The sequence below is a fragment of the Enterobacter sp. ECC-219 genome (assembly GCF_043966805.1).
GTDB lineage: Bacteria > Pseudomonadota > Gammaproteobacteria > Enterobacterales > Enterobacteriaceae > Enterobacter > Enterobacter cloacae_N.
The window spans coordinates 930019-949894 of record NZ_CP143680.1 but is presented as its reverse complement, the minus strand read 5'-3'; the positions used below and the strand labels follow the sequence as shown (position 1 = coordinate 949894).

Sequence of the window (19876 nt, the reverse complement as noted above, 5' to 3'; positions counted from 1 at the left end):
GGCCGGGGTGAGGGGAAAATTACCGCTCCGGTTCAAACCCTTCAAACCGCGATCCTTTGTAGCTCAGCGTTCCTTTCTCTCCCACCGTCAGCCGATGGTACTGCTGCGCCTCCAGGCGGAAGGTCATCTCCAGGCCGCCCGTTTCTGGCTTAAAGCTCGCTTCATAGCGCATTGTTGTGCCCGCAGGCGTCACCTGCTGCTGGCGCGAGCGGCGGTCGTTGAGCGGCTTCTCACGTTTGTTGGTCACCACCACGCGCTTTTGCATCAGCAGTGCGGCATCGTTATCCGCCTTCTCGCGGCGCTGTTGCACGAAGCGGAACGAGGCGGCAATGACGATAATCGCCACCACGATAATGAAAAACAGCGGCATCTTGCTCATTAAAACATCCCATCAGATTATGCGGAATTCAGGATACCTCGCCTGCCCCGGCATTGCCAAACGCCCGCCCGCGTCACTACACTGGATCAGAAACTGATTATTCAGCCTCAACAGTTACAGGGAGTTAATATGCTTTGGTCATTTATCGCTGTCTGTTTTTCCGCATGGCTTTACGTCGATGCGTCCTATCGCGGTCCAGCCTGGCAGCGCTGGTTGTTTAAACCCGTTACGCTGCTGTTGCTTCTGCTTTTAGCCTGGCAAGCCCCGATGTTTAACGCCATCAGCTATCTGGTGCTCGCCGGGCTGTGTGCCTCCCTGATTGGCGATGCCTTAACCCTGCTGCCGCGCCAGCGCCTGCTGTACGCCGTGGGGGCGTTCTTCCTGTCGCATCTGCTGTATACCATCTATTTTGCCAGCCAGATGACGCTCTCCTTCTTCTGGCCTCTGCCGCTGGTGCTGCTGGTGATTGGCGCCCTGCTGATAGCAGTCATCTGGTCGCGTCTGGAAGAGATGCGTCTGCCGGTCTGTACGTTTATCGCTATGACGCTGGTGATGGTGTGGCTGGCCGGGGAGCTATGGTTCTTCCGTCCAACCGCCCCGGCGATGTCCGCCTTCTTCGGTGCGGCGCTGCTGTTACTCGGCAATATCGTCTGGCTGGGCAGCCACTATCGCCGCCGCTTCCGGGCGGATAACGCGATTGCCGCCGCCTGCTACTTTGCCGGGCATTTCCTGATTGTGCGTTCGCTGTATATTTAAATAAGCCTTGACTCTGGAGTCGACTCCAGAGTGTATGCTGCGGTTAATGAGAAAATTATCATTACCGGAGACTGCCATGTCGACTCCAGAAACATCTAAAAAAGTTCCACAATTTTCGGCACTTAAGCTTAGTCCGGTTCCGCCGAAAGACGACTGCTGCTGCGAAGGCGCGTGCGAAACGCAAACTCAGGCGCCTCCTGAAAGCGGCAACCGCTACAGCTGGATGGTCAGCGGCATGGACTGCGCGGCCTGCGCCCGCAAAGTGGAAAATGCAGTGAAGCAGGTGCCGGGCGTGAACTACGTTCAGGTGCTGTTTGCCACCGAAAAGCTGCTGGTCAGCGCCGATAGCGACGTCATGAAGCAGGTTGAAGCTGCCGTCAGCAAGGCGGGCTATACCCTGCGCAGCGAAACGGCTCCCGCTGAAAAAAACTCCCCGTTAAAAGAAAACCTGCCCCTTATCACGCTCATCATCATGATGGCGGTCAGCTGGGGTCTGGAGCAGATTAACCACCCGTTCGGTAACATGGCGTTTATCGCCACTACCCTGGTCGGGCTCTTCCCGATAGCCCGTCAGGCTCTGCGCCTGATAAGAAGCGGCAGCTGGTTCGCCATCGAAACGCTGATGAGCGTGGCGGCCATCGGCGCGCTGTTTATCGGCGCGACGGCGGAAGCGGCGATGGTCCTGCTGCTGTTCTTAATCGGCGAACGGCTTGAGGGCTGGGCGGCGAGCCGGGCGCGCAAAGGGGTAAGCGCGCTGATGGCGCTGAAGCCCGAAACCGCCACGCGGGTTAATGAAGGCAAACGTGAAACTGTCGCCATCAGCACGCTGCGACCGGGCGATGTGATTGAAGTGGCCGCGGGCGGACGCCTGCCAGCCGACGGTACGCTGCTCACCGCCACCGCAAGCTTTGACGAAAGCGCCCTGACCGGAGAATCCATTCCGGTAGAGCGTGCCGCAGGCGAAAAAGTCCCTGCCGGTGCCACCAGCGTTGACCGCCTGGTACAGCTCAAAGTCCTGTCCGAACCGGGCGACAGCGCCATCGACCGCATCCTGAAGCTGATTGAAGAAGCCGAAGAACGCCGCGCGCCCGTCGAGCGTTTCATCGACCGCTTCAGCCGGATTTACACCCCCGCTATCATGCTGGTTGCCCTGCTGGTTACCGTGATTCCACCGCTGTTTTTCGGCGCGCCGTGGGAGGGCTGGATTTATAAAGGGCTGACCCTGCTGCTGATCGGCTGCCCGTGCGCGCTGGTGATCTCCACGCCGGCGGCGATTACCTCGGGACTGGCGGCGGCGGCCCGTCGCGGGGCGCTGATTAAGGGCGGCGCGGCGCTGGAACAGCTCAGTCAGATCCGGCATATCGCCTTCGATAAAACGGGTACGCTGACCGTCGGCAAGCCGCAGGTGACGGGCGTCTACCCGCAGGCTATCGGTGAAGACGAACTGCTGGCGCTGGCCGCCGCAGTGGAGCAGGGCTCGGCTCACCCGCTGGCGCAGGCGATTGTGCGTGAAGCGCAGGGACGCGGGCTGAATATCCCTTCGGCAACCGCCCAGCGGGCGCTGGTCGGGTCAGGAATTGAGGCCGTCGTCGACGGTAAAAAGGTACTGATTGTTGCGGCGGGCACATTATCTCATCCACAGGTTGAGGCATTAGAGCAGGCCGGTCAGACGGTCGTTGCCGTGATGCAGGACGGCGCGCCACTGGGCATGCTGGCACTGCGCGATACCCTGCGCGATGATGCCAAAGACGCCGTGGCGGAGCTGCATCAACTAGGCGTACAGGGCGTGATCCTGACCGGTGATAACCCGCGCGCGGCGGCAGCGATTGCCGGCGAGCTGGGGCTCGAGTTTAAGGCCGGGTTGCTGCCTGCGGATAAGGTCAGCGCGGTAACCGAGCTAAACAGCCGCGCGCCGCTGGCGATGGTGGGTGACGGAATTAACGATGCCCCGGCGATGAAGGCCGCAACCCTCGGTATTGCGATGGGCAGCGGTACCGACGTGGCGCTGGAAACGGCCGATGCGGCGCTGACCCATAACCGCCTGACCGGGCTGGCGCAGATGATTAGCCTGGCGCGGGCGACGCGCGCCAATATCCGCCAGAACATCGGCATTGCGCTGGGTCTGAAGGGGATATTTCTCGTCACCACGCTGCTCGGTATGACCGGGCTGTGGCTGGCGGTGCTGGCGGATACGGGGGCGACGGTGCTGGTCACGGCGAACGCGCTGCGGCTGTTGCGTCGGAAATAAAATCGTTATCGAACCGTAGGCCGGGTAAGGCGTAGCCGCTACCCGGCATAAAACGGCATCACTGCATCCCTAACACCCCCGGCAACCATAATGAAATCGCCGGGATGTACGTCACCATCCCCAGCACTACCAACAGCATGCCGTAGAACGGCAGCATCGCCCGCACAACGTGCTCGATCTTCTGCTTGCTCACCGCGCTCGCCACGAACAGCACCGACCCGACCGGCGGGGTGATCAGCCCGATCCCCAGATTGACCATCATGATCATCCCGAAATGCACCGGGTCAATCCCCAGCGAGTTGGTCACCGGCAGCAGCACCGGGGTCAGGATCAGGATGATCGGCGCCATGTCCATCAGCGTGCCGATCAGCAGCAGCATAATGTTGAGGTACATCAGGATCACGTACTTGTTATCGGACAGCGACGTGAAGAACTCGGTGATGCGCATCGGCAGCTGCATGTAGGTCATCACCGCGCCAAACGCCGCGGCAAAGCCAATCAAAATCATCACGATGGTGACCGTTTTGACCGTGCGGCACATCAGCTTCGGCAGTTCGTTCCACTGGTAGTCACGGTAGATGAACATGGTGACGAAGAACGCCCACAGGCAGGCCACGGCGGCTGATTCGGTGGCGGTAAAAATCCCTGACAAGATCCCGCCAAGGATAATGACCACTGTCATCAGCCCCCACAGTGCGTCGAGCATGATTTTCAGCGCCTGTTTGAGAGGGATTTTGTCCCCTTTCGGATAGCCGCGCTTGCGGGCGAAGCACAGGCAGAGCACCATCAGACTCACGCCAAGCAGCAGGCCCGGCAGGACGCCCGCAATGAACAGCGTAGCGATGGAGACCGTGCCACCCGCCGCCAGCGAGTAAATCACCGAGTTGTGGCTGGGCGGGATGAGAATCGCCTGCACCGACCCACTCGCCGTGACCGCCGCCGCGTATTCGCGCGGATAGCCCTTCTTCTCCATTTCCGGGATCATCACGCTGCCGATGGACGCCGTATCCGCCACCGACGAACCGGAAATCGCGCCGAAGAACGTCGAGGCGACGATGTTCACCAACGACAGCCCGCCGCGAATGAAGCCGACAAAAACGTAGGCAAAGTTGACCAGCCGCCGGGCAATGCCCCCTTCCGCCATGATCGCCCCGGCAAGGATGAAGAACGGGATCGCCAGCAGGGTAAATTTGTTCACCCCGCTGGTTATCTGGATCATCAGCGCCTCCAGAGGCAGGTCAATCCACAATGCCCCCGCTACGGCGCTTAAGCCCACGGCAAAGGCCACCGGCATTCCCAGCGCCAGCAAAATGGCGAGGGTGAATAACAAAACAAAAGCATCCATCGTTCACCCCTTAACTGTGATTGCCGATCAGCACGACCGGACGGTTTTCCTGTGAGCCAAACAGCAGGCGTTCAAGCACAAACAGGATCAAAATCGCCGACCCAATCGGCAGCGGAAGATAGCTTTCGCCGGAGGTCAGGATCGGGAACTCCGCCACCGGCTGCTCCCACAGTTCGACGCACAGCCAGTAGCTGTACCAGCACATCAGACCGGAGATCAGCAGCATCAGCAGATCAACCACCCGCGCGCACAGCCGTTGCAGCGACGCGGGCAAACGGTCGGTCAGCATGTTGACCGCGATATGCGATCCGGCGCGGTAGCTCACCGCCGCGCCGATGAAGGTGAACGTCACCATGCAGATAATGGCGATCGGCTCCGGCCAGGATTCGCCGCGATTGAGCACGTAGCGTGAAAAGATGCCGATGGGGATGACAATCGTCATCACCAGCAGCGAAATACCCGCCACCGCCATGGCGAGCAGATACAGACGGTCCATCCACTTCAGGTAGAGTTCGGACATACGTACTCCGGCTTACTGGACGTCAGCGATGGCTTTCATCAGATCCTGATGCTTGTCGCCATACTGCGCGCGCACCGGCTCTGTGGCCTTGATGAATACCGTCTTATCGATATCGTGGAACTGCACGCCGCCCGCCTTCATTTTCGCCAGCGCCTGGTCGTTATACGCATTCCACAGCTTACGCTGTTCGAACTGCGCTTCACGGGCCAGCGTCAGGATTTTTTGCTGTTCGTCAGCGCTCAGCTTGTCCCATTTCACTTTTGAATAGAGCAGCATTTCCGGGGTGATAAAGTGGCCGCTAAGAGTGTAGTTTTTAGCAACCGGCATGTAGTTGTGAGCGATAAAGGTGGGCGGGTTGTTCTCCGCGCCGTCAATCACGCCGGTCTGCATACCGCTGTAAACCTCGCTAACGCCCATCGCCACCGAGTTCGCCCCCATATCCTTCAGCGTGGCGAGCGCTACCGGGCTACCCTGCACGCGGATTTTCTTCCCTTTCAGATCTTCCGGCTTCACGATCGGCTCTTTGGTGATGAGGTTACGGGTGCCGGAATCCATCCAGCCGAGGAAGACCAGCTTCGATTTCGGGTTCGCGGTCAGCTTGTCGCCGATCTGCTTGCCGATATCCCCGTCGATCACCTTGTGCATGTGGTCCTCATCGCGGAAGACGTACGGCAGCGTGAAGACTTCAATATCCGGCAGGATGGCGGCAACCGGCGCCATGGAGACGCGGATCATGTCAATCGCCCCCATCTGCGCCTGCTCTATCATCTGCTTTTCATCCCCCAGCACGCCGCCCGGGAAAACCTTAATCTCCAGCTTGCCGTCGGTTTGCTGTTTGAGTTTTTCACCCATGTGCTGAACCGCGACCACGTTCGGGTAGCCTTCAGGATGCACATCGGCAGCTTTGATGGTTTGGGCAGAAACGGTGCAGGCAAAAGCAGACAGGCACAGCACGGCCAGTAACGGCTTGAGGGTCGTTTTCATTGAGTCAGCTCCAGGGTAGTGATGTCAGCGTTAAAACAGTGTTTTATTTTTTTACGCTTAGAAAATAGACTAGCCCGGGAGAAGCGTAGGTGAAGCGCCTCACAAAAGCGCGAATTTATGAAACGACGGTTTAAATTTGTGAGGGCGGTAATGCCGGATAATGATGCGGTCGTACCCGGCAGGGCATGACCGCGCGTCGATCAGGAAAAATAGCTCATGACCAGCCCTAAAAACAGCACCAGACCGACATAGTTATTGTTCATAAACGCCTTAAAACAGGCTTCGCGTTCGCGTTTTGCAATCAGCTTCTGCTGGTAGGCAAACAGCAATCCCGCCACCAGTATCGACCAGTAAAATTCCCAGTTCAGCCCGTTCAGGCGCGCAATCGCGACCATCAGCGCCAGTACCGCAACCTGCAGAATGCCAATAATGAGTTTGTCCTGACGACCAAAGAGGATGGCGGTCGATTTAATGCCTATTTTCAGGTCATCGTCGCGGTCAACCATCGCATATTGCGTGTCATACGCTACGGCCCAGAGAATATTCGCCAGGAACATCAGCCAGCAGCTAAGCGGTAAGGACTCACTAACCGCTGCAAACGCCATCGGAATCGACCAGCCAAACGCCGCCCCCAGCACCACCTGAGGCAGGTGGGTATAGCGCTTCATAAAGGGATAGACCCAGGCCAGAGCCAGCGCTGCGACGGACAGCAGAATCGTCATGGTGTTCAGAGTTAACACCAGCAGGAAAGAGAGCAGCACCAGAACGATGAACAGCACGCGGGCTTCTTTTCCGGTCACCTGGCCGCTGGGTAGCGGGCGGTTGGCAGTACGCTTTACGTGGCCGTCAAATTTACGATCGGCATAGTCATTCACCACGCAGCCCGCCGCGCGCATCAGCCAGACGCCGGCAACAAACACGCCCAGGATCCACAGCGGCGGCACGCCCGGCGTGGCCACCCACAGCGCCCATAAGGTCGGCCACAGCAGCAGCAACGCGCCAATGGGTTTATCGGTACGCATTAAGCGGTGATACGCCAACAGCTTATTCTGCGTCAGGCTCCACTCCATTTTTTTCTTCCTCTTAGTACAACGGTGATGCCGGTAAAAAAAGCTCCGTCAGGATTAACGGCTTACCGCTCAGGCGAAGGCGGGAACGGCGCCCCCACAGTTCGGCATCACGACCAATCTCAATAAAATCACGGGTCAGCTCAGATGAGGTGAAGAGATAACGTCCCAGCGGCGTTTTCCCCAGCCGCTGCAGCGCCAGCTCAGGCCCGGAAAGCGTTGATTCGGGCACCACCGTGCGCCCGGCAAGCCAGGGTTCGCCATCGGCACAGAGCAAAATTTCGCGCAGCCAGTAGCGTTCCTCCTGCGGCAGCAGCGGCAGCTCGCTGGCGATCTCATCGCCAGAGACAAACCCTTCCTGAATCAGGGTCACCGTGACCGTTTTACCCTGTTGCTCAAAACGTTTCGTCATGGAATCTTCCAGCAGCAACCAGTCCAGTTGCTGCGGATCAAGCGCAGGTATTTGGTCGAAATAGCGCAGCGCACGCAGTTGCGTTAGCGCAGGGTGTGACATGCCAGACTCTCCGATACATAACGTAATGGCATTGTATCGCAGAAACACGGATTGAGGGGGGCCAAACGTTATTTAACGATCACGATCGCAACATGGGCGCAACAGCATGGCGGATACGAAAAAAAGTGCGCCCACTCAGGCGCACTAAACTACTAACAAATCAGCACTGTGGGGAAACGGTTACCCCTTGCCTTTTACACTGCTGATAAAGGTGGAACGGGCAGTGGTTGAACCTAAACGTTCGGCTTCATCAAGCAGCTTCAGCGCTTTATCGACATCGCCGCGCTTCACCGCCTGCTTAATGGCGTTGTTGAAGTACTCTTCGGTGTCGTTCAGTACCGGCTCCGCTTTCTTCGCCGGGGCTGGCGCTGCGGCGGCGACCGGTGCGGCTGCCGTGGCAGCAGGCGCGGTGTAAGCAGGTGCTGCGGTATTGCCCACGGTCACAGGGCCGTTACCGGAGGAGCCAAACAGCGGGCCGACCAGCACGCTGGAACCGCTGTTCGTTTTCACCTTCAGCTTTAACGTTCCGTCGGTGACATGACGTGCGATCGGGTCCGGAATGTCCGGAACCGCGTTACCGGTGCCTTTTGCGTAGGCTTTAGCCGGATCGAGCAGCGTGGTGGTCTTCTGGAGGTCTTGCTCGGTGGTAAAGACCAGCACGTAGAGTTTTTGCTGGCCCAGCGCAGGGGTCAGGCGCATGACGCCTTCCAGACGATCGGCGCTCATCACGCCAGGCTCCTGGTAGGTAAAGTATTCGCTTGGGAAAAAGGCTGATGGCGTCATGTTCTGATCGAGAATCAGCACGTTAGGCGCAAATACGCTCGTCTGCTTGTTAACTTCACTGGTCAGGGTAATGGCCAGCTCACCGATATTGGCGGGTACGCTATACGCAGCGACCGGGCCGGTTATACCCGAAACATTAAGCGACTGGCCGCCCGTTGAGAGCTGGGTAGTCTGGGTTTTAGACTGATCGACAGGCGTCCAGACAAGCTGTTGCAGTGCCGCTGTCGGAATAGCTGGCGCAGATGTTGTGTTTTGCGGAACGACGTTGACGTTAGCGAGCGTTACGGCAGGCGCGCTTGCCAGCAGCCCTGCGGATAAACAAAGGGCAAGGAGAGTTTTGTTCATTTTCATTGTTATCACCTCAAAATGCACAGGTTCAGCGGTAGCCAGGCAATAGCGCGCCGTCCCAAGGATTGAGGGGCTTGCGCCCCTCAGTTTGGTCATTACGTCAGGTTAAGACGGGATTACCACCAGATTTCCATCTGGGCGCCGAAGGACCACTCGTCGTTGTCGCCACGGCTGAAGCTTTTCGCAGTGGTATCGCTATAGGCCATGCCTGGGGTGTAACCTGCAACGGAGTTTTTACCGGTTGGCGCATAACCCCACTTCTCATCCCACTTCGCATAGGTTGCGAATACGCGGATTGCAGGACGTGACCAGATGCTGTCGCCTGCCTGCCACTGTTGTGCCAGAGTAATTTTATACTGATCGTTGGTTTCGCCGGTTTCCTGGGATTTGACGTTGTCGTAACCCACTTCCAGCAAGGTGCTCATGATTGGCGTCCATTTGTACATAGGACGAACGCCCACGGTCCACCATTTGGTACCGTTGTTGTTATCCCAGTTGATATCCTGGTACATACCGACATACATCAGGTCCCAGCTATCGCCCAGAGAAATAGCACCGTGGTCAAGTACGCGCCACAGGTGACCATTGTTGTTGATGCCGTAGTTGATATTGTCGGTGGTACCGATGTTCGAACCTTGCGACAGACCTTTGCCCTGAGAGGTCATAGAGTCAGTTGCATATTGCAGAACGAACTTGTTGTAGCCTTTCAGCATGCTCTGCGTGTGTTCAGCAGTGAACATCCAGCCGTCTTTGGATGCGCCATCGATCAGATGATAATCATCACGTGGGTTTGCGCGACCGTAGTCAACGCCAAGCTCCAGCGTACCGCCTGGGTTGATCTCCATCTGCGCTAAACGGACGTCAAAGACATCGTTCGCTGTGCGGGTGGTGTAATCATAAATACTGTTGCTGGCGAAGGAGGAAGAACCACCGGCTTCAGAAGAACGGGTTGCAGCCAGAGAGAGCTTACCGAAACCAACGTCAATGTTTTCCAGACCCGCACCAGGACCTGAAATATCCCAGTAGTAGAAGTCGATCATGTGGACGTCATGACGCTGATAGAATCGCTTACCGGCCCAGATGGTGGAACCTGGCAGCCATTCGATCAGGTTTTTACCCTGCACGTTAGCTTCACGGAACGCCGGGTCAGTGGCTTCCCAGTCGTTCTGCTGCGCCACGGAGTACGCTACGTTGGTGTCGAAGTAGAAGCTCTTGTCGCCTTCTTTCCACACTTCCTGGCCCAGCTTCAGTTCCGCATAGGTTTCACATTCGTTACCAAGACGGTATTTACTTTGGGCACCGGTTGCCTGGAAGCACTGTTGTTCGCCGCCACTACCCGTCCAGCCGATACCGGAACGAGCATAACCATGGAAATCCACGGCCAGCGCCTGAGCAGACATTACGCCCGCTGCGACGGCAACTGCCAGAGGAAGTTTGCGCAGAGTAATCATCATTCTATCTCCTGAGATCATTGCTTTTCTTTGAACACTTCACCTGTCGGTTTCGTGTCTTCTTTTGGGATTGCTTAAACGCCTGGCTCTTTATGCAACCGACGACATGCAGTGCCATCCTCACGGAACAGATGGCAACGCTCTGGCGGCAAGCCGATAGCGAATGTGGCACCCTCTTCTACCAACACCACGTCATTCTGGCGGTAGACCAGGTTCTGACGGATGGCGGGGATCTGGATATGAATCTGTGTTTCGTGACCAAGCTGTTCGACGACCTGAACTTCACCTTCCAGCGTCACATCCGCAATGTGGCTTGGCAGTAGATGCTCAGGACGGATACCGAGGGACATATTTGCCCCGACCTGTACGTTGGCGCTGTCGACCGGCAGCCAGACTTGCTGGCGGTTTGGCAGCTCCACCTGTACCTGTTCAATCGCCGTCGCCGTCACTTTAACGGGCAGGAAGTTCATCTTTGGCGAGCCAATAAAGCCCGCAACAAAGCGGTCTGCCGGATAGTGATAGAGCTCCAGCGGTTTGCCCACCTGCGCCACGCGACCGGCGTCCAGCACCACGATTTTGTCAGCCAGGGTCATCGCTTCGACCTGATCGTGGGTGACGTAAATCATCGTGCGGCCAAGGCGCTTGTGCAGACGGGAGATTTCGATACGCATCTGGACGCGCAGCGCGGCATCCAGGTTAGAGAGAGGTTCATCGAGCAGGAACACGCGCGGCTCGGCCACCAGCGTACGGCCAATCGCCACACGCTGACGCTGACCACCGGAAAGCGCTTTCGGTTTACGCTCCAGCAGGTGCGCCAGCTGTAACACTTCCGCCACCTGCGTAACGCGCTGGTTAATGACCTCTTTTTTTGCCCCGGCCAGCTTCAGGCCAAAAGACATGTTCTCGGCAACGGAAAGATGGGGATAAAGTGCATAAGACTGGAACACCATGCCTACGCCACGTTCGGCAGGCGGGATGTCGTTCATTCGGGTATCACCGATCAGCAAATCGCCGCTGGTGATGGTTTCAAGACCGGCAATCATACGCAGCAGAGTAGATTTACCACAGCCTGATGGGCCCACAAACACCACGAATTCGCCTTCAGTGATGTCCAGATTGATGTCTTTCGACACCACTACGTCGCCCCAGGCTTTCGTTACATTACGCAGCTGTACGCTCGCCATGCCCTTCTCCCTTCGTTACAACCTGTCACCGACAGAAACATTCAAGATAAGTTCACTATGGGGTATCCATTACTTTCGTGAATCCTCCACCCCCCGGCTTTTTTATGGGGGAGGAGGCGGGAGGATGAGAGAGCAGGCTCTGCGACCGCAGCCGGGGGGCTGAGGCGAAATTCGTGAAGCCGCCTGCAAAATTCGGTGGGTTTTTATGTGCGCCAGCACTCATAACTTAAATTTATGCAACGGAGATCACACAAACAGGGGGTGGGGCGTAGGGGTTGGGAGGATGGAAAGAGGATGTCAAATAAGGAGACTGAGTCACGTTGAACCACCTTATGTATCCACGAGCACATCACCAAAAAGGATGGCAGATATGAATATCAAGACTGGCGCACGCGTTTTCGCATTGTCCGCCCTTGCAGCAATGATGATTTCCGCCCCAGCGCTCGCCAAAATTGAAGAAGGCAAGCTGGTTATCTGGATTAACGGCGACAAGGGCTATAACGGCCTGGCCGAAGTGGGCAAAAAATTCGAAAAAGACACCGGTATCAAAGTTACCGTAGAACACCCGGACAAGCTGGAAGAAAAGTTCCCGCAGGTTGCAGCAACCGGTGACGGCCCGGACATCATCTTCTGGGCGCACGACCGTTTCGGCGGTTACGCGCAGTCTGGCCTGCTGGCTGAAGTCACCCCGGACAAAGCTTTCCAGGACAAACTGTTCCCGTTCACCTGGGACGCCGTTCGCTACAACGGCAAGTTGATCGCTTACCCAATCGCAGTTGAAGCCCTGTCTCTGATTTACAACAAAGACCTGGTGCCAAACCCGCCGAAAACCTGGGAAGAGATCCCGAAACTGGATAAAGAGCTGAAGGCGAAGGGTAAATCCGCCCTGATGTTCAACCTGCAAGAACCGTACTTCACCTGGCCGCTGATTGCTGCCGACGGCGGTTACGCGTTCAAGTTTGAAAACGGCAAATATGACGTGAAAGACGTGGGCGTGGATAACGCGGGCGCGAAAAAAGGCCTGACCTTCCTGGTTGACCTGATTAAGAACAAACACATGAACGCGGATACCGACTACTCCATCGCGGAAGCGGCGTTCAACAAAGGCGAAACCGCGATGACCATCAACGGTCCGTGGGCCTGGACCAACATCGACAAGAGCAAAATCAACTACGGCGTGACGCTGCTGCCAACCTTCAACGGCAAGCCGTCTAAACCGTTCGTGGGCGTGCTGAGCGCGGGCATCAACGCCGCCAGCCCGAACAAAGAGCTGGCGAAAGAGTTCCTGGAAAACTACCTGCTGACCGATCAGGGCCTGGGTGAAGTGAACAAGGACAAACCGCTGGGTGCCGTTGCGCTGAAATCCTTCCAGGATCAGCTGGCGAAAGATCCACGCATCGCGGCCACCATGGATAACGCCCAGAAAGGCGAAATCATGCCGAACATCCCGCAGATGGCTGCGTTCTGGTACGCCACCCGTACTGCGGTCATCAACGCTGCAAGCGGTCGTCAGACTGTCGATGCCGCACTGAAAGATGCGCAGGGTCGTATTACTAAGTAATGCTGTAGTCCCCTCTCCCTCTGGGAGAGGGTTAGGGTGAGGGTTGTCGCTATCCGCACGCCCTCACCCCGGCCCTCTCCCCCAGGAGAGGGAGAAAAGATCAAACGTTGTAGAGGAAGAACCCCATGGATGTCATTAAAAAGAAGCACTGGTGGCAAAGCGACGCGCTGAAGTGGTCAGCGATCGGTCTGCTGTGTCTGCTGGTGGGTTACCTTGTTGTTTTAATGTACGTACAAGGGGAATATCTGTTTGCCATCATGACGCTGATCCTGAGCTCTGCTGGCCTGTATATTTTCGCCAACCGTAAAGCCTATGCCTGGCGTTATGTTTACCCGGGCGTGGCCGGGATGGGGCTGTTTGTCCTGTTCCCACTGATCTGCACCATCGCCATTGCGTTCACCAACTACAGCAGCACCAACCAGCTTGCGCAGGAACGCGCCCAGCAGGTGCTTCTTGATCGCTCTTATCAGGCGGGTAAAACCTTTAACTTCGGCCTTTATCCTGCGGGTGACGAGTGGAAGTTAGCGCTTACCGACGGTGAGAGCGGCAAAAACTATATTTCCGACGCGTTCAAATTTGGCGGCGAGCAGAAGCTGGCCTTAAAAGAGGCTGCGGCCCTGCCGGAAGGTGAACGTGCCAACCTGCGTATCATCACCCAGAACCGTCAGGCGCTGACCCAGCTCACCGCCGTGCTGCCAGACGAAAGCAAAGTCACCATGAGCTCGCTGCGCCAGTTCTCCGGCACGCAGCCGCTTTATACCCTGGCGGATGACGGTACGCTGACCAACAACCAGAGCGGCGTGAAGTACCGTCCGAATAACGACATTGGTTTCTATCAATCCATTACCGCCGACGGAAAATGGGGTGATGACAAGCTCAGCCCGGGCTACACCGTCACCATCGGCTGGGACAACTTTACCCGCGTGTTTACCGACGAAGGCATCCAGAAACCGTTCTTTGCCATCTTCGTCTGGACGGTGGTGTTCTCGGTGCTGACGGTGATCCTGACCGTGGCCGTGGGCATGGTGCTGGCCTGTCTCGTGCAGTGGGAGTCGCTGAAAGGCAAAGCGATTTACCGCGTGCTGCTGATTCTGCCCTACGCCGTACCGTCGTTTATCTCGATTCTGATTTTCAAAGGACTGTTTAACCAGAGCTTCGGTGAAATCAACATGATGCTGAGCGCGCTGTTCGGTATCAAACCGGCCTGGTTCAGCGACCCGACCACCGCCCGTTCGATGATTATCATCGTGAACACCTGGCTGGGTTATCCGTACATGATGATCCTGTGCATGGGCCTGCTGAAGGCTATCCCGGACGATCTGTATGAAGCCTCGGCGATGGATGGCGCAGGTCCGTTCCAGAATTTCTTTAAAATTACGCTGCCGCTGCTCATTAAGCCGCTGACGCCGCTGATGATTGCCAGCTTCGCCTTTAACTTTAACAACTTCGTGCTGATTCAGCTGTTGACCAACGGTGGTCCGGACCGCCTTGGCACCACGACGCCGGCAGGCTATACCGACCTGCTCGTGAGCTACACCTACCGTATCGCCTTCGAGGGCGGCGGCGGTCAGGACTTCGGCCTGGCGGCAGCGATTGCCACCCTGATCTTCCTGCTGGTTGGCGCCCTGGCGATTGTGAACCTGAAAGCCACACGTATGAAATTTGACTAAGGAGGGCACTGAACATGGCAATGGTACAACCCAAATCTCAGAAACTGCGCCTCCTGGCGACGCACCTGGGCCTGCTGATTTTCATCGCGGCGATTATGTTCCCGCTGCTGATGGTCATCGCCATCTCCCTGCGTTCGGGCAACTTCGCCACCGGGAGCCTGATCCCGGATGAAATCTCCTGGGAGCACTGGAAGCTCGCGCTGGGCTTCAGCGTGGAGCACGCGGATGGCCGCGTCACGCCGCCGCCGTTCCCGGTGCTGCTGTGGCTGTGGAACTCGGTGAAAGTGGCGACCATCACCGCGATCGGCATCGTGACGCTCTCCACCACCTGTGCCTACGCCTTCGCCCGCATGCGTTTCCCGGGCAAAGCGACGCTGCTGAAAGGCATGCTGATTTTCCAGATGTTCCCGGCCGTGCTGTCTCTGGTCGCGCTGTATGCCCTGTTTGACCGTCTCGGCCAGTACGTTCCGTTTATCGGCCTGAATACCCACGGCGGCGTGATCTTCGCCTATCTCGGCGGTATTGCCCTGCACGTGTGGACCATCAAAGGCTATTTCGAAACCATCGACGGCTCGCTGGAAGAAGCGGCGTCGCTGGACGGTGCTACCCCGTGGCAAGCGTTCCGTCTGGTGCTGCTGCCGCTGTCCGTGCCGATTCTGGCGGTGGTGTTTATCCTGTCGTTTATCGCGGCGATCACCGAAGTACCGGTTGCCTCACTGTTACTGCGCGATGTGAACAGCTACACCCTGGCCGTAGGCATGCAGCAATACCTCAACCCGCAAAACTACCTGTGGGGCGATTTTGCCGCGGCGGCCGTACTCTCCGCCATCCCGATTACCGTGGTGTTCCTGCTGGCCCAGCGCTGGCTGGTCAACGGCCTGACGGCGGGCGGCGTGAAAGGTTAAGTTTCATCTGTTATGCCACTGCAACCCTCAACTTTAGACGTATTGTATTGACCCAACTTGTGACTGTTATTCGGCGGCCTTCGGGCCGCCATTTTTTTATTCCCGTTTCAGCCGCTTCGAATTGCACAGCCAGAGGGTGATCACCAGCAGCAGGATCGCCGCCGAGTAGATCAGCACGTCGAGCGGAGACTTATGATCGACGATGATCAGCCGCACAATCGCAGTGATGCCAATGTAGACAAAATAGCGCAGCGGGAAGTGAAAGCCGGACTGAAAGTACTTCACAATCAGGGCGATAAATTCAAAGTAGAGAAAGTAGACCACCAGGCCTTCCACCAGCGCATATTTGCTGGTTTGCTCAGGGGCGAACAGCACATCCGCCAGATGCACCGTCTCTTTACCGAGAAAGACGACCAGGATCAGGCCAAGGCTCAACAGACCGAGGTTCAGCACGGTCTGGAGGATGGTTGAGATAAACTCAACGCGCGGGCGAGTCAGGGATGTCATACAGCACCTCATTCTCCAGGGCGAGATTCCTGTATAACGCAAAAATGTGACGGGGATCTATATTTTTTGTTTATGTTTGGCGCATTCGCCCGGTGGCGCTGCGCTTACCGGGCCTATAAAAACCGTAGGCCGGGCAAACGCAGTGCCGCCCGGCGTGAAGCATCAGCGGAAGTTAATGTTCTTATCGCTGGTCATGTCATACAGCTGGAACTTACGCCCAAGCTGCTGGCCCCCGTCACGCGTCAGCGGCGTCCAGCCCACCGCCGCGCGGCTGCGGGTCGGACCTGACGAGAAGAGATCCAGCGGAATCGACACGTAGACCCCTTTGGTGAAGTCCCCTTCCCCGTATTCGTCCGGCGAGACGTTGGTGATGGTGGCGTAGCCGCCCACCACGACGCCGCTGTCGAAGTGTTTGGAGATATCCAGCGTGCCGCCCTTATCGCCCGCCAGATACTGGCCGACGCTGGCTTTCACCAGTACGTCCTGCGCGAACGATGGCGTCCAGTAGGCGGTCAGGTGGCCGGTTTTGACGCTGTAGTCGGTGAACTTCATCATGTCCTGCGCGCTGCGCCAGTCACGCTGCTTAACGTAGTTGGCATCAATCCCGAACGCCCAGTTGCTGTCGACGGGACGATACAGCACCTCCGCCCCCGCGCCACCGAACATAGTCTCCAGGTAGCCCCCGTAAACCTGGCCGTAGAAGCCGTTGCCGAAATACTGGAAGTAGTTGGCCTGCAGGTTATTCACATAGACATCGTTCTGCACGTATTCACGCACGCGGGTACGCACGCGCGGCAGCTTCGAGTCGTTCGGCGGGTTGGTGTAGTTAAACTTGTCGTAGTTGTTCGCGATGTTGCCGAACAGGCTACCGGTGGTCAACAGGTGATCGGTGACCCACAGATCCGCCGTCGCCATCGCACCCAGTTGATACATGTAGAAGTTTTCCGGCCCGCCGACGGACTGGTTCAGCACAGGGTCGATATGGAAATCAAAGCGTGATTTGTCGATATACCAGCCCTGCTCGGTGGTTTCCGGCACGATCGGCTCTACGCGTTTTTGCACCAGCTCGGTTTCATGCCCGAGCGGTTCGCCTTCCAGGTGGCGCTTGAGGCTGGCGACATCGGTTTCGGTTGTAACCTGAGGCAGATTCAGGCGGTTCTCCGTCACGCGGATCGTGCGGATCCCGTCCGGGAGATCGTTCATCACGATCCGGTTGGCGCGTTCGATCCCTTCCCGCGAGTCGCGGTATTTCACCTGCTCGCCGGTGACGTACAGCGTATCGCCTTTCACCTGAATTTTCGGATCGGCCAGACCGGCGTTGTATTTCAACAGCGTCAGCTGGTTTGCCACCACGGAGTGCTGCAGAATCGCATCCTGCGGCTCCGGCCGGTAAGCAGGCCGCGCGTTATCGTTGTAGTGCGGCCGCATGTCGTTAAAGTTAGTGCGCAGCGTGAAGCCAAACATCACCGTGTTGCCGCGCTCGTAGCTGAGGTTAACGTCGGCCCAGTCGGTGACGCGATAAATGGCGCCGACGTTAAACTTGCTCTTCTGCTCAATCTTCCCGGCGAAGTCCTGCGAGTAGTCGTTCCCTTCGTACTCCAGCTTCAGGCGCAGCGGCTGCCACGGTGTCTGGTATTCCACGCCGCCGAACAGCGAGGCCGGACCATGGAACATCTGATCGCCGTTGATGGAGCCCGCTTTCTTGTAGCTGTTATCGCGATAGCAGAATTTATCGCTGTAGGTACAGAACGGGTTTTTGACGTTGCCGCTGGTGCCGAGATAACCCCAGCCAAGCCCCAGAGAGAAGTCAAACGGTCCCCAGGCTTTGCTGGCCACGATGTATTCCGCATCAAACAGGCCGGTCCCGCCGATATCTTTTGCACCCACGGAGACCTGCGGCATCCAGTAGCTCTCTTCCCACAGGCGCAGCTTGACGTCGAAGGCTTTATCTTTGTAGGTCTGATCGCCGGAGAAGGCGTCGACGCTGCTGTACTGTTTCGTACGCACGTCGGTGTAGCGCAGCGTGGTTTCGAGCCACGGGAAAAGCTGTACGGAGGCGGAATAGTAGCGATACTGGTCGTTATCGCGGTAGTTCAGGCTAATTTCCCCTTCACGCGCCATGCGCGCGGTAGGCGTTTGCAGTAAACCGACGCCGCCGAAGTCTGACTGAGACGGGCCAACAGGTGCCGGATACGTTTCTGCATGGCAGGCGGCGCTTACGCAGAGCGCCAGCATGCTGTAGAGATAGGTTCTTTTCATTCTTCCGGTATCCGCTGTGTCAGGGAGTGAAGGATATCGGCGTTAAGCCCGTCATATGCCTTCGTCCAGAAATGGTCGGCAAAACCGACAAAAATGATGCTGCCCGGCATGGGTTCGATATGGCGTTTATTCCAGTACGCCACCGGCGCTTTTTGCGTATGCCCGTCGGGATAAATAATCCATGCGTAGCTGTTATCCGCGCCGCTCAGCAGGCTTTGTTCGTCAAGATAGCTCGCCACGTCGCGGCCGGGCGTAAAGGGCTTTTTACCCGGGCTGCTGATAAGCCCCATCACGGTCACCGTCGTCGGCTTCACCGGCAGCCAGAGGGTGTACTCCCCTTGAAGCGTGGGGTTGCCCTTTTCCGTGACGCGCACTTCATCTGGATCAAGATTGACTTTCTGGCGGCCTGTCACCTTCAGCACCTGAAGCTGCTGGCGAACGCTGTTAATGGCTGCGGCATCGTCGCCGTCTTCCTGCTCTGCCAGACCCGTCAGTCGGGCCAGCAAGGCAAGGTGTTCCTGCTCCGCCTTAATCGTCGCCTGACGCTCGCCAATCACCGCTCCCGGCCACCAGCTGTTAGCAAGCCTCGGCTGCCCGACGAGATCGAGCAGATGCTCGGCGTTGGTTAAGGTTTTGGGTTTTTCACTGTCCGGCGTGTAGACCTTTACCGTTCCTGCTGACCATGCCAGCGGCGCGGCAAGACTGGCGAGAAGCGCAGCGTAGATGAGCGTTTTCATGATTTCGCCGCCTTGATCAGGGTGGTTTTCACCGGGAAGAAACCGGCGCCGAGATACTGTAAGGACTGACGGATCTGCCCTTCCTCGTCAATCCAGAAGCGGTTATGCCAGGTGGCCTGGTCGGTTGTCACCTTCTCATCCAGCACGCGAACCTGCGTTTCGTCGCTGCCCACCTTCACGCTATCCGTACCGTCCCAGCGGAAGGTGGAGCGGGCCGTGGCGTAGCGCACCTGCTTGTGCTCGGTCCAGCCCATGGTGCGCGTCCAGCCTGCGCCGTCGACGATCTGATTTGGCTTGATGAGCGGGTCTTCGGCGAGATTATTCACCTCGAGCAGGTTATCGCCGCCGAGCAGCGTTTTCACAATACGACCATGCTGCGTCACGATGGTGGCCTGATCCTGCGTCACCCATTTCTGCTGCCCGTTTTCATCGAAAGCGAGCACCACAAACAGTTGCGGGCCATCATTAAGCTGCATGTACTGGCTGGCGTACGGCATGTTCTGAAGTTCGTCATCGGTCAGATGCACGCCCGGTGTGCCGAACAGGCTGTCCCACAGTGAATGCCCCAGCCCTTTGGTGGTGGCTGAGCACGCCTGCAACAGCAGGCAAATCAGAATGATTGCAGGTCGCTTCACGACTCTTCTCCGAAGGGGCGAAA

Annotated in this window: 18 protein-coding genes; 5 read left to right on the top strand and 13 right to left on the bottom strand. The window is 57.4% G+C overall.

Annotated elements, in window-relative coordinates:
• Positions 1-19: 19 nt before the first annotated feature.
• Positions 20-379, bottom strand: coding sequence for a DUF2500 domain-containing protein (locus V1603_RS04380; RefSeq protein WP_163330891.1), 360 nt, complete (start codon positions 377-379; stop codon positions 20-22).
• Positions 380-508: 129 nt separating this feature from the next.
• Here V1603_RS04380 and V1603_RS04375 point away from each other — a divergent pair, with 129 nt between their 5' ends.
• On the top strand, positions 509-1135 hold the full coding sequence (locus tag V1603_RS04375) for a lysoplasmalogenase (RefSeq protein ID WP_116343986.1): 627 nt from the start codon (positions 509-511) through the stop codon (positions 1133-1135).
• Between the two features lie 76 nt (positions 1136-1211).
• On the top strand, positions 1212-3383 hold the full coding sequence (gene zntA, locus V1603_RS04370; protein ID WP_395313538.1) for a Zn(II)/Cd(II)/Pb(II) translocating P-type ATPase ZntA: 2172 nt from the start codon (positions 1212-1214) through the stop codon (positions 3381-3383).
• A gap of 58 nt (positions 3384-3441) precedes the next feature.
• Here zntA and V1603_RS04365 read toward each other — a convergent pair whose 3' ends face one another.
• The 8 genes from V1603_RS04365 to malK all read right to left on the bottom strand — a co-directional run bounded on the left by V1603_RS04365 (position 3442) and on the right by malK (position 11579).
• On the bottom strand, positions 3442-4728 hold the full coding sequence (locus V1603_RS04365; RefSeq protein ID WP_116343984.1) for a TRAP transporter large permease: 1287 nt from the start codon (positions 4726-4728) through the stop codon (positions 3442-3444).
• A 10-nt stretch (positions 4729-4738) separates the two neighbouring features.
• Entirely contained in the window at positions 4739-5248 is a 510-nt protein-coding gene (locus V1603_RS04360) for a TRAP transporter small permease (RefSeq protein ID WP_061099578.1), read from the bottom strand.
• A gap of 12 nt (positions 5249-5260) precedes the next feature.
• Complete coding sequence (locus tag V1603_RS04355) at positions 5261-6232, bottom strand: TRAP transporter substrate-binding protein (protein ID WP_163330888.1); 972 nt, start codon at positions 6230-6232, stop codon at positions 5261-5263.
• Positions 6233-6432: 200 nt separating this feature from the next.
• A complete protein-coding gene (gene ubiA, locus V1603_RS04350) occupies positions 6433-7302 on the bottom strand; it encodes a 4-hydroxybenzoate octaprenyltransferase (protein WP_080329933.1) in 870 nt (289 codons plus the stop codon).
• Positions 7303-7315: 13 nt separating this feature from the next.
• Positions 7316-7813 carry a chorismate lyase gene (ubiC, locus tag V1603_RS04345; protein ID WP_014882105.1) on the bottom strand — a complete coding sequence of 166 codons (498 nt, stop codon included), beginning with the start codon at positions 7811-7813 and terminating at the stop codon, positions 7316-7318.
• 180 nt (positions 7814-7993) lie between these two features.
• A complete protein-coding gene (gene malM / locus V1603_RS04340) occupies positions 7994-8947 on the bottom strand; it encodes a maltose operon protein MalM (protein ID WP_395313537.1) in 954 nt (317 codons plus the stop codon).
• A gap of 113 nt (positions 8948-9060) precedes the next feature.
• A complete protein-coding gene (locus V1603_RS04335; protein ID WP_395313536.1) occupies positions 9061-10398 on the bottom strand; it encodes a maltoporin in 1338 nt (445 codons plus the stop codon).
• A gap of 71 nt (positions 10399-10469) precedes the next feature.
• Entirely contained in the window at positions 10470-11579 is a 1110-nt protein-coding gene (gene malK / locus V1603_RS04330; RefSeq protein ID WP_028015130.1) for a maltose/maltodextrin ABC transporter ATP-binding protein MalK, read from the bottom strand.
• A 370-nt stretch (positions 11580-11949) separates the two neighbouring features.
• Here malK and malE point away from each other — a divergent pair, with 370 nt between their 5' ends.
• The 3 genes from malE (at position 11950) to malG (ending at position 15715) form a co-directional block, all read left to right on the top strand.
• Positions 11950-13140, top strand: coding sequence for a maltose/maltodextrin ABC transporter substrate-binding protein MalE (gene malE / locus V1603_RS04325; protein WP_061099581.1), 1191 nt, complete (start codon positions 11950-11952; stop codon positions 13138-13140).
• A 125-nt stretch (positions 13141-13265) separates the two neighbouring features.
• Entirely contained in the window at positions 13266-14810 is a 1545-nt protein-coding gene (gene malF, locus V1603_RS04320; protein ID WP_163330887.1) for a maltose ABC transporter permease MalF, read from the top strand.
• Positions 14811-14824: 14 nt separating this feature from the next.
• Positions 14825-15715 carry a maltose ABC transporter permease MalG gene (gene malG, locus V1603_RS04315; protein ID WP_006810496.1) on the top strand — a complete coding sequence of 297 codons (891 nt, stop codon included), beginning with the start codon at positions 14825-14827 and terminating at the stop codon, positions 15713-15715.
• Between the two features lie 96 nt (positions 15716-15811).
• Here malG and psiE read toward each other — a convergent pair whose 3' ends face one another.
• The 4 genes from psiE to V1603_RS04295 form a co-directional block, all read right to left on the bottom strand.
• Positions 15812-16222: a phosphate-starvation-inducible protein PsiE gene (psiE, locus tag V1603_RS04310; protein ID WP_000202963.1), complete on the bottom strand. Its 411-nt coding sequence runs from the start codon at positions 16220-16222 to the stop codon at positions 15812-15814.
• Positions 16223-16384: 162 nt separating this feature from the next.
• Complete coding sequence (locus V1603_RS04305) at positions 16385-18481, bottom strand: YjbH domain-containing protein (protein WP_116343978.1); 2097 nt, start codon at positions 18479-18481, stop codon at positions 16385-16387.
• On the bottom strand, positions 18478-19218 hold the full coding sequence (locus V1603_RS04300) for a capsule biosynthesis GfcC D2 domain-containing protein (protein ID WP_395313535.1): 741 nt from the start codon (positions 19216-19218) through the stop codon (positions 18478-18480). Before V1603_RS04300 ends, V1603_RS04305 begins: the two co-directional genes overlap by 4 nt.
• Positions 19215-19853, bottom strand: coding sequence for a YjbF family lipoprotein (locus tag V1603_RS04295; protein WP_116343976.1), 639 nt, complete (start codon positions 19851-19853; stop codon positions 19215-19217). Before V1603_RS04295 ends, V1603_RS04300 begins: the two co-directional genes overlap by 4 nt.
• Positions 19854-19876: the final 23 nt, after the last annotated feature.